This window comes from Photorhabdus sp. CRCIA-P01, from assembly GCF_003545805.1.
GTDB classification, from domain to species: domain Bacteria; phylum Pseudomonadota; class Gammaproteobacteria; order Enterobacterales; family Enterobacteriaceae; genus Photorhabdus; species Photorhabdus antumapuensis.
In genome coordinates this window covers 109735-122444 of sequence record NZ_NMQR01000010.1, presented here as the reverse complement: position 1 = coordinate 122444, position 12710 = coordinate 109735, and the positions used below count along the sequence as shown (strand labels likewise).

Here is a 12710-nt window from a genome sequence, read left to right as displayed (position 1 = left end):
GCAACGCTGTTTAATGCTTATGGCCCGACAGAAATCACCGTCTGTGCAACCTGTTGGCGTTGCCCGCCAGACTATACTGATATGTTGATCCCTATCGGGCGCCCGACAGCGAATACCCGTATTTATCTCCTGGATAATCACGGCCAGCCGGTGCCGTTTGGGGCCGTGGGGGAATTGTACATGGGTGGCGCGGGTGTCGCGCGTGGCTATCTCAACCGCCCGGATTTGACGGCTGAACGGTTCCTTATCGATCCGTTCAGTGATGAACCGGATGCTCGCATGTACCGCACCGGGGATTTAGCCCGCTACCTGCCGGATGGCAATCTGGTGTTCGTTGGTCGTAATGATCAGCAGATTAAAATCCGGGGTTTCCGCATTGAGCCGGGTGAAATCGAAGCGCGGCTGACGGAGTACCCTGATGTGCGTGAGGCGATTGTATTGGCATTGGGAGAGGGGCAGGATAAGCGTCTGGTGGCTTATGTGGTGGCGCCAGCGGATAACGAGCTGGCAAGCCAATTACATCGTCATGTCAGGGCTTTATTGCCTGACTATATGGTGCCGGCAGCCTTCGTGCGTCTGGATGCCTTTCCGTTGACGCCGAACGGCAAGCGGGATCACCGGGCCTTGCCGGTGCCCGATCAATACGCCTTTGCTCGTCAGATCTATGAAGCGCCGCAAGGGGAAACGGAGATCGTTCTGGCGGCTATCTGGCGTGAATTACTGGGGGTTGAGCGGATTGGCCGGCATGACAATTTCTTCACCTTGGGTGGACACTCATTGCTTGCCATGCGGATGATAAACCGTGTTGTTAATCATGGTTTGGTTTGTACATTGAATAATCTGTTTCAATTCCCGGTGCTGGCGGCGCTGGCAGCAAAAATGACATTAGATCCGTTGTCTCAACCAAACGGTGCGATATCGGTGCGACCTGATGGAACGGGGCTTCCGCTATTCTTTGTGCCGAGTGGGATGGGGGATTATTCCTATGTTTTCGGGCTCGCTCAATATATTCAGGCGGATTACCCGGTTTATGCATTGCCTTGGCCGTCCATCAATGCGGAACCGATGTCGACAATGGAACAACAGGTCGCAAGGATGATCACCTTGATAAAAGCTGTTCAGCCAGAAGGTCCGTATCGGATATGTGGTTACTCTTCTGGTGGTATATTGGCTTATGCCATTGCTCAGCAACTGTTACATGCCGGAGAGACAGTTAATTTCTTGGGGCTAATTGATACACCTGCTCCTCACTATTCCGGGCAGCGGATCATGTCGCTGAAATTTCAATTTTTTACTGAGTTGGCGAGGCAGGCAGAGGAAGCGCATATTGAAGAGTTGGTAGCACTGTACCAACGAATTGATGAGCTAAGTTTAGTGCAATTTATTGCAACCGCGCAGGAGTTGGCGTTATACCCGGCAAATTTGTCGCCTGATTTGATTGCTAAACGGTGGCGGCAGATAGAAAATTATGCGCAAATCGTCAGAAATTATCAGCCGCAAACATTGGCAATAACGTTATATCAATTCTATGCAATGGAACCTTCTCCACCGATTCCTGTTGTGATGGATGCTGAACTCTCGCCTTTAAATGTGGAACCGTCGTTAGGTTGGTCACTGATAGTGTCTGATTCTTTACTGCGGTTAGTGCCAATTTCAGGTAATCATTTTAGCTTGTTGGAGGATAATCAGGATAAAACCGTATTAATCCGAGCCTTAAATATGGCATTAATGGTGAGTGATAAATAAGGGTTTAATCTGTGCTTTCTACATTAATGCCCAGTCAGAAACTGGGCATTTTTTTAACGTTAGGACAGGTGTAAGGCTTACATTAAATATACTCTTCATCTTTCAAGTTGCTGCTTTGTTGGCTGCTTTCACTTACCCCAGTCACATCGTTATCTATGCTCCTGGGGATGCGTTCACTTGCCGCCGCGCTGCAATTTGAAATCTATTGGGTATAGAACGTAGGTTAATTATTTAATATTGTTATTATTTTAAATATATATTATTGATTTGGAATTAATGTCATTTATAAAAATATACTTATGATATTTTTATAAAAAGAAAATAAATAATTGATCATAATTGGCGAAACGTTATATCTTATGAGAAAGAAATAGATCTTCTGCGTGAAATATTGTTTTTGGATTTTGGCTTCTTTTTATTCGATAAATTTATTTGAAAGTATTTGTCTATACATCAGTTTAGGTATTTTCTAAGTTTAAGGTTTTATTGTGTATTCTTTATAAGCAAATTGTCTTCTAGGTAAAAATGTGTCTAAAAATTTGGTACAAATTCTCTCTAATTTGCATGTCAGCCGGGGATCAATTTCCATTTATTTTATGTGCCTGGAACGAAATCGTAGGTGAATGACATAATGGTGGGATAACCTACTCATTCGTGCACTAAATATTTCAAATAAAGCCCAATCATTGAGCAGAAATATCTGTTTCTTCCAAAACAGTCATGCTCTTTGGTTACGGTTTTAACTTCTATTAAACTAAGGGATTGTTTATGGGGAAATCATCAAGTAGGAGTGCGGAATATTTCTTTACCGGGAATTATTTCGCTGATGACAATAATAATGATATTGATGCCATTGGATTTGGGGGCTACATTTATGCCCGTGGAGGGAATGACCATATTACGCTAGGGTCGATTGCTGCCAAAGTCTATACTGGCACAGGTAATGACACGGTATTCGGTGGTGCGGCATATTTATCGGTTGTGGATTCCACGGGTAATCTGACCGTAAAAGGTGGTACGGGTTACGCTGATATTGATAAAAGTGGTGATGGTGATATTTCGTTTTCTGGCGCTGCGGGTGGCGTTGTGATGGAGCATACCGGTGATCATGGAGATTTGGACTTTACCGGCGCGGCTATTTATAATGAAATGAACCGTGACGGTTTGACGGGTAATATGACCTTCGAAGGTTCGGGCGGTTACAACAAATTATGGCACGAAACCAATCAAGGCAATTTATACTTTAATGGTGCTGGCGCGGGTAATAAAATCGACCGTACTTGGTATAACCGTTACCACGAAAGCCGTGGAAATGTCACATTTAATGGCGCAGGTGCCGCAAACAGTATTAGCTCGCGGATGGAGCGCGGTGATATTGTTTTCGATGGAGTCGGAGCTGATAATCACATTATACGTAGAGGTAAAGAAGGTAATATTATCTTGCATGGTGCAGGGGCATTGAACCGAATTAAGCGTATTCGTCAAAAAGAAGATATCTATGCCCAGACTCGTGGTGATATTTCCTTTGAAGGTATAGGTGGTTATAACAAAATTTATTCTGATGTTGCACACGGTAATATTTATTTCTCCGGTGCGGGTGCTTACAACGAAATATCCAGAGTGGGTATGAATGACGGTTTTCGTGATGAGGCGCTGGAATATGCTAAGGCTCAAGATATCGTATTAACTACAGCAACAATGGGCGGAAGTTGGATTCAAGAAATCCAGCAAGTGACAGGTATTAAATCAACTACTGAACCTGATACTTATCTCTTTGCGTTTGCTGACGAAATGTATACGAAAATTAGCAAAATTCGACTACGAAATGATCCTGAAACCGGTAAGCTCAATTATTATGCCACCTCCTGGTATAAGGAAGGCGATCATCTTGAAAATCTTGCTTCAACGGATATTTCTTCAGGTAATGGATTTATCAATATCAACCGCAATGAGGCTTATCGTCTTTTTAATTTAATTATAGAACATCATCAGCCGATCATTATTCATGCTGTTGAAGAGGGTTTGTTTGAAAACGAGTGGGTTATTTGTGCTAGTGGGGCAACGGTCAAAGCAGAAGATATCACACTCGTTGAGGCAAAAATGGGAGGGCATTCAATCTTTTCCAATAACCAGAAGGTTGATGTTGCCGCGGTGAGATCGAACCGTCAACCAAATACTTATGTGTATGCTAATTATCTTGAGTCATACACTAAAGTGGTAGTGGTTAAATTGGAAAATGATCCTATCACGCAGGAACTCAAATATTTTGCCAGCGCGGGGTATAAAGCGGGTGATCATACCGGTAATTTGGCTAGTGAAGATATTTCTCTTGCGAATGGTTATCACACTATAAGCGCGGGTGGCTGCACGCTAAGTCAACTGCAATATTGTCTTAATACAACAATACGTCGTGCTTCTGATCGATTAGCACATACCGAAGAATATAGTCAGCAAGAACTTGTCAACTCATCTACCCGTAATGGTGACAGCTTCGGTGATATTCAATTTAGTGGCATTGGCGGTGGAAACGTTATTACTTCCAGCGTCACGCAAGGTAATGTTAATTTTGATGGTGCTGGCGCGGCTAACATCCTTGTTCACCAGAGTCAGCGTGGAGATATGGATGTTAACGCCGGTGGGGCGGCAAATGTGCTTGTGCGGGTTGGGGATGGACGATACCTGGCTCATCTTCTGGCAATGGGTAATATCTCGATCCATAAAGGCAATGGTAATAGCCGGGTGGTGATGCTAGGTGGTTACAACACGCACACGCAGATCGGCAATGGTAGAGCGAGTTGGTTAGGTGCGGGCGGTTTTAATGTCATGACCCAGAAAGGTAATGGCAATGTCTCCTCGGGACTGGTGGGCGGTGCCAATATACTGACTAAGCTCGGTGCAGGTGATTTGGTTTCCGGTATGCTCGGCGGGGCTAACATTATCACGCATATCAGTGATGATGCTGAAATGTCGAATACCAAGGCAATTGCGTTGGGTGGGGCTAATGTTCTTACCAAGAAAGGACAGGGCAATGTGTTGGCAGTGATGGGTGGTGGTGCAAACGTTCTGACCCACATAGGTAACGGGAATACGACAGGTGTGATGCTCGGTGGTGCTAATATCCTAACCAAAATAGGGGACGGCGATACCATTGGTACTATGTTTGGGATAGGTAATGTACTTACCCATGTCGGTGGCGGCCAGACTTTGGGTGTGATGGGGGCCGCGGGCAATATCTTTACCAGAGTCGGGGATGGAGCTGCGATTGCAGCCATGATTGGTGCAGGCAACCTCTTTACTCATGTTGGTAAAGGAGATGTATGGGCGCTGATGGGGGGCGCGGTAAACATCTTTACTAAAGTGGGTGATGATGATGCGTTGGCGCTGATGATAGCCGCAGGCAACGTATTTACCCAAATTGGTGATGGGGGAAGTGTTGCCCTGATGCTGGCAAAAGGTAATGTCGCGACTAAAGTGGGTCATGGTATGACGTTGGCCGCAATGATGGGGGGTGCCAATATCTTTACCCATGTGGGAGATGGTAATACCTTTGCTGCCATGATCGGTGGGGCTAATGTGTTAACCAAGGTTGGTAATGATCTGACAACTGCTTTGATGGTAGGTAAAGCGAATATCTACTCGCATGTGGGTAATGGCGTTAGTGTGGGTTTGTTTGCCGGTGAACTGAACGTGATGACTAAAATCGGTGATGGTACAACGTTGGCGGCAATGTTTGGTCAGGCCAATATCATGACCCATGTCGGCAATGGCTTAACCGGTGTTTTGGCGTTAGGGGAAGCGAATATTGTCACCAAAACCGGTAATGATTTTATGGGGGTTGTTGCAGGGGCGAAAGCTAACGTTATGACTCATGTAGGCAACTCGACGACCGCTGGCGTACTGTTTGGTGAAGGCAATATTCTGACTAAAGCGGGAGAGGGGACGACCGTCGGCTTGCTTGTGTCGAATGTGGGGAATGTGATGACCCATGTTGGCCATGGCACAACGGTGGGATTTGCTAAAGGTAAAGCCAATATCATTACCAAAGTGGGGAATGGCACGGGTATTAATGCGGTTTGGGGTGAGGCTAATATCCTGACGCAAAAGGGGCATGGTGATCGTTATAACTTCGCGAAAGGTACAGCGAACATCGTGACCAAAGTGGGTGATGGACAAGAAGTGACGGTTGTTCAGGGTGACGCCAATATTATCACTCATGTTGGCCACGGTGATGATTACACTGGCGCTTGGGGCAAAGCCAACGTCATTACCAAGGTCGGTGATGGGCGCAATGTGGTGCTTGCCAAAGGTGAGGCTAACATTGTGACTCAGGTGGGTAACGGTGACAGTTTTAATGCCTTGTGGAGTGAAGGAAATATTGCCACCAAAGTGGGTGATGGCATGCAAGTTACCGTGGCAAAAAGCAAAGCGAATATCACCACTACTGTAGGGAATGGCTTAAATGTGACGGCGACGCATGGCAACCTGAATGTGAATACCAAAGTGGGTGAGGGTGTTTCCGTTAACGCGGCGTGGGGTGAATATAACGTCAATACCAAAATCGGGAATGGTCTTAATGTTGCGATCATGAAGGGTAAAGGCAATGCGAATATCCATGTGGGTGATGGTTTGGGTATCAATGCTTCCTATGCGCGCAATAACGTGGTGATTAAGGTGGGTAACGGTGATTTCTATAACTTCTCTGTTGCAGAAAGCAATACGCAAAGTCACAAACTCTCTTCCTTCTTTGAACATATCAAACAGACAGCGTTAGGTGTGGGGGGCAGTCAGGCGATCAACTCTCTGGTTCAGGGCAATGAGGCTAATACGTCTGGAACCCATAAAGGCCGGGGGGCGATTAACTTAACCGAAGTTTCTGCTATTAACGGTTTCAAGATAGATGAAATTGCGCCGGTAAGTTCAGATTTAAGCAGTCGTCTGAGTGGTTCTGTCACAGCGGTCGAAACGCCTGAGCTCGAAAATATCCATAATTCATTGAATATTAATGAAAGTTATGATTCGGAACAGGAAGCTAATCTGATCATCAATGGTAATTTTGAACAAGGTAATTACGGCTGGCGGACAACTAATGGTATTGAAGCATATCACTCAGCGAGGGCTTACGGTCTTGATAACGAGGGGCATGGAGAGCGGGTCAGTGAGCTTGATACAGATAGAAACACCACGATTTATCAGGATCTACAAAACTTGTTCGAGGGAGAAGTGATTTCACTGAGTTTTGATTTTGCCAATCGTCGTAATGCTTATCTTACCAACAATGGCATGGATGTTTTCTGGAACGGTGAACGGGTATTCTCAACTGCTGGAGATGCCACTGGATGGCAAAACAAAATGCTGGAGTTGACAGCAAAAACCGGTAGTAACCGAATTGAATTTAAAGGGACAGGTTTAAATGATGGCGTAGGTTACATTCTCGATAATATTGTTGCGAAATCTGAGAGTTCACCACCTGCTAAGGCTGTTATCGAACACGCGAAACAGGATAAAGCGGCACAAAATGCGTTAAGCGATAAAGATAAAGCCGAAGAAGATCGCCGTATCTTAGAACAAGAAAAAGAGAAACAACTGGCAGCAATTGCAGGTGTTCGGTCTCAATTGGAATCAACGGATCAGGCAGCGCTAAACACCAATGGGCAAGCTCAGCGTGATGCGGTAAAAGAAGAATCACAAGCAGTAACAGATGAACTGCTCTCAATGACTCAAGGTCTGGATGCACTGAATAACTTTGATAGTTATCACGGTAAGTCAGGTGACCAATGGCGTAATCAATTTGCTGCCGGATTACTGAACAATGTTCAGAGTAAATGGGAGCACACCAAATCTACTACACAGGAAGAGTTATTTAATGCTCAGCGAAATGTTACCGGTAACCAACAAAAAGTAAAAACAGCAGTTGCGCAATCGGAGGTAGGTGTAGCGAAAAGTGAGCAGCATCGTATTGGTGTGCAACGAGATTTAGTAAACGCCCATAAAAAAGCTGAATCAAGAAAGGAAGAAGCACTGTTACAGCAACAGCGAGCAGAAAAAGCTAAAAATGATGCTAAGGTTGTCTGTCAGGAGGCAGAGAATCGAGGCAAACAGGATATTGTCGTGGCTGAGGATAAAGCGGTTCAGGCACGGACCGATGCGAAGAGCGTGAAGCAGAGTGACAATGCCAAGCCACAGCGTATAGGCGTACTTGGTAGTGGTTTGTCTGGAAAGGGTTATCAATCAACGGCTATACCTGAAACCAGCAGCCATGTTAACCCTGAGTTGGTCGTACAGGCAGATGGGCGATTCAGTGCAGGATTGATGGAAGAAGATCTGACCGTACTGAAAGATGCAAAAAACATGATTGACCGGTTGCAGGTTAATCAGCAATCCCCGTTGGATAAAAATCTGTTGGCAACATCTTCTCAACATCGTGGGGCAATAAAAGGGGATGTGCTACAAAAAATTGATAATAAAATCTTCGATCTTATCGCGCATGGGAAAGAGCTGGAGGCTTATTCATTCCATTTTAGCCAGGATGGTAATGTGTTGGAAAAAATCAGCAAAATCATCCCGGAAATTGGCAGTGTGCTCCTGACGAAAGGAGATACCGCTGAGTCTAAAAAGCTCATGAAAGGATTGTGTTTTGCTTTATCTGCCCGTTACTTAATGGAAGAACGAGTACATGGCTCAGGGGGAGGTAAAGCCTATATGTTGTGGTTAAAAGACACTGTAAAAGCTTACAACGACAAATCAGTCAATAAAAAAACCGATATCAACGCCATTGAATCCGCTTTGTTGACTCAATATCGCCGTCAAAATATTGGGCGGGTTATTGAAGATTTATTATCGATGCAATACAGCCAATTGATGGATGGTTCTACCCCGGAAGCTTATAGAAAAGCGAATGCTGCCTATGGTGGCAAGCTGAAAGTCAATGGGTTAACCGGGCCGAATATTAGTAATGCCTTGGATTACTCTGCTGAAGGCTATGAATCCGTCATGGATAAGCTGCGTAATGTAAGAAGGTCGACTTACATGACATTCATGTCTGAAGAGCATGCCATGTCCGTTGTGGTACATAAAAAAATCAATCAAACAGTTTGGTCATTTTATGATCCTAATTATGGTGGTAAATCGTTTGCTAACTATAACGATTTCCGCCGTTTTATGGATACGTTTCATAAAGGATTTATAACGAGTTATAAATTCCAGGCAAGTAAAGAGCCCAACCAAAGCTTTTATGTCCAATTTAACAAGTTTGAAGAGGGAACCATTGCGAGATATGACGGCGTTTGGAAAACATCACGTAAGGGGGAACAAAACTACGTATTGCGTGCATTGAAAGAGCAAGGTAAGACGTTTACCTTAGGTTCAAATGTCACTGGACGTGTGGTTGATTACCGGGAAGGTGATATCACCTTGGAAGTGACAGCTAAGCAAGGTAAACAAACTAAAAAGGTTCTGGTTGACGTTGAGAGCAATAACTTTAAACAAGCGGCCAACTTTGTGCAGTTGAATATCGATAAGATCCTCTCTTATCCGGCAGCGAACAGACTAATACTTAAAGTGCCAGTTGAAGCTGATGCGGCGAGCCTTTCACTGGAAAAACTGTCATCAAGTGACATCATTAAAAACAAAAATGCAGGGACGTGGGAGCAGGTGGCTGTCGCACCACAAACTGATGATCGTGTAACCCGTTTTAGTCATCAGATCATTATTCAGATGGAGGATGATCCGGTTGTTGCTAAAGCCGCCGCTAATCTGGCTGGTAAACACCCAGATTCCAGTGTGGTGGTACAACTCGATTCTGACGGTAAATATCGTGTCGTTTATGGTGACTCTGCCAGATTATCCGGTAAGTTACGTTGGCAAATTGTCGGTCATGGCCGTGATATGTCAGAGCAAAATAACGGTCGTCTGAGTGGTTACTCTGCCGATGAACTGGCGGTGAAACTAAAACAGTTCAGTCATGATTTTGAACAAGCGGGTAAACTTGACCATATCAGCATCGTGGGGTGTTCTTTGATCAGTGATGACAAGCGGGACGGCTTTGCCCGTCGCTTTATCACAGAGTTAGATAAGCAAGGTATTCGCAGTAATGTTTCCGCCCGCCGTAGCGAAGTTGCGATTGATGCAACAGGCCGTAAATTTACCCGTGATGCAAATAACCAATGGGTTAATAACTTGCCTGATAACAAAATTGTATTCGAATGGAATAAACAGGGTGAATTGACGCCCCGTACAGAAAGGGTTGTTCGCGGTATTACTGAAAGTGACATCACCCTTTCCAAGGTGGGATACACTGGAGCTGATGCGGTAACGAGAGGGGCAGTTGCAGATTATCGACGTCCTTTTACTGGGCCAAAGAAGCGTGAAAATACTATTCAGATTGACTCCAACGATAAATCGAATAATCAGCTTAGCTACTCCGGCAATATTCAGGTCAATGTGGGCGAGGGGGAATTTACGGCTGTTAACTGGGGAACATCGAACATCGGTATCAAAGTAGGTGCTGGTGGTTTTAAATCGCTGGCCTTTGGTGACAATAACCTGATGGTTCATCTCGGTGATGGTGATAGTCAACACAGCTTCGATATCAGTGGTTACCAGGCGCTTGAAGGGGCACAGATGTTTATTGGTAATCGTAATGTCAGCTTTAATCAGGGCAGCAGTAATGATTTGATTGTGATGATGGATAAATCCATTCCAACACCGCCACTGATTAATCCATTTGATGGCGTGATGCAGGTTACCGGCGTACTACAAAATATTGCCTACTCTGGCAAAGAACAAGATTGGTTAATCGCGCAAGATCAGCAGTGGACAATCGCTGGTGCGGAGAAGTTTGTACAGGATATGTCCAGTTTGGATCAAACTAGCAGCGTGAACTACAAGACGTTGGTTGGTTTGGATTCACAGCATGAACGTAGTAGCCGTAGTTTGAAGCGAGATATTGAAGCGACGTTGAATAAAAAATATCACCAATGGCTAACCAGTAACGTTACTGATATAAGCACAATAAGTCGTGCAAATAAATTCCGTCAGGCTAATGAGAAGCTGGCTTTTAACTTTGCCGTCGGTGGTCAAGGGGCAGATATCCAGGTGACAGCCGGTAACTGGAATTTTATGTTTGGTGACCATATCCAGTCGATTATGGATACCAACCTGGGTTCGCTGTTTGGTCTGATGACTCAGCAATATTCGGTAACGGGTATGGCGAAGACCACTTTTACCTATCATCCGCAAGACTTGCCGCGTCAGCTTAAGAATAAGCTGCTTGGCCGATTAGCAAATGTAAACGCAGATACTACCTTAGCGGATATTTTTGGCGTGAATTACACCGCAGAGGGCCAAATTGTTTCCCGTACAGGAGAACCGGTTGATAGCGCAGCGATTCTGCAAGAGATGCTAGAGCTTATTGGGGAGTTTGGTGGTGAGCAATTGAAAGCCTTTACTAACCCGGAAAAGTTGCTTGATGGTTTGAAAGCGGGCATTGATATGGGTGCGGATGGCATCAGATCATTTACGGAAAGTCATGGCCTGCAAGAGAAAGCCCCTGATGAAGATCGTGAACCAGAATCTTCGGTGAACATCAAGGGACAGCGCGATCAGGCCGATGATAAAGCAAAACTTACATTTGGCTTTAACTCACTAAATTTGCCTAATCTGTTTGCGACGATGTTCAGTAAAGATAAGCAAACAGAAATGAAGTCTTTAGCCACGCATTTGAAAGAAAACTTGACGACTGATTTGCTTAATATGGAGGAAAAGACCTTTGATTTCCTGCGTAACAGCGGCCATTTGCATGATGATGGTGATATCCATATATCGTTGGGGAACTATAACTTCAACTGGGGTGGTGACGGTAAAGATCTCGGTGCTTATCTGGGCGATAATAACAACTTCTGGGGTGGTCGCGGTGATGATGTTTATTATTCAATTGGTACTTCCAACCTCTTTACCGGCGGTGAAGGAAATGATCTGGGTGTCCTGATGGGACGTGAAAACTGGATGTTTGGCGGTAACGGGGATGATACCGCAGTGGTGGCCGGACGGATTAACCATGCCTTTATGGGTGAAGGTAACGACCAGATGTTTGTCTTTGGTGAAGGCGGTTTTATTGATGCCGGTAGCGGTCAAGATTATGTTGTTACCTCTGGCAACTATAACCGGGTGGATAGCGGGGAAGGTCAGGATTATGTTGTCACCATCGGCAATAATAACCAAATTGAGTTAGGTGAAGGCAATGACTTTGCCAGAGTATTTGGCAATAACAACCGGATCGACGGCTATTCCGGCAATGATGCGATAAAACTGATGGGCTACCATGCGGTAATCAACGGTGGAGAAGGTGATGATCACTTGATAGCCGCGGCGATTTCGAAGTTCAGTGAGTTTGATGGCGGTGAAGGTCAGGATCTACTGGTGCTAGGTGGGTACCAGAATCGCTTCCAGGGTGGTTCTGGTGTAGACAGTTTTATCGTTAGCGGAGAGGTGATTGATACGTCGGTCAATGATATCAGCGCGGAAGACATGATATTGCTTAATGGTGTTGACTGGCGAAACCTGTGGTTGCAGCGCAGCGGGTATGATCTGGTGCTGTCAGTGAAGCGTCAGACTTGGGACAACACTGCTCAGGGGCTATTTGAATCAGTAGGTTCGGTTACCTTTAATGATTATTTTAATGGCAATCGTGCCAAATTGGTGACTCAAATAGGTGATAAGAACGCGTTAGGGGAGCGCGAATTTACTGCATTGTCAGATAATGTGGTGGATTCTTTGATCCAGGCAATGAGTAGTTTTGCTCCGACAGTCGGTGATAATGGCTTTATTGAGGGGCTGGAGAGCCAAGTGAAAGTGGCTATCGCAACAGCGTGGGCAGATGCCCCGATTAGCAAGGGGAAATTTGCCTAATTAAGTGCATGATAATCAAGTGGCTCAAGATAAATGAGCCACTTTTATCGCTAATTAAC

General features: G+C 45.0%; 2 protein-coding genes. Both read left to right on the top strand.

The genetic code is table 11. The annotated features are described in order from the left end of the window. Positions 1-1746, top strand: a 1746-nt coding sequence (locus tag D3222_RS08970) for a thioesterase domain-containing protein (RefSeq protein ID WP_157975308.1), incomplete at its 5' end; no start/stop codon positions are given. 768 nt (positions 1747-2514) lie between these two features. Continuing rightward, positions 2515-12651, top strand: a complete 10137-nt coding sequence (gene rtxA, locus D3222_RS08960; RefSeq protein WP_118985842.1) for an MARTX multifunctional-autoprocessing repeats-in-toxin holotoxin RtxA — start codon at positions 2515-2517, stop codon at positions 12649-12651. The last annotated feature ends 59 nt before the right edge of the window (positions 12652-12710 follow it).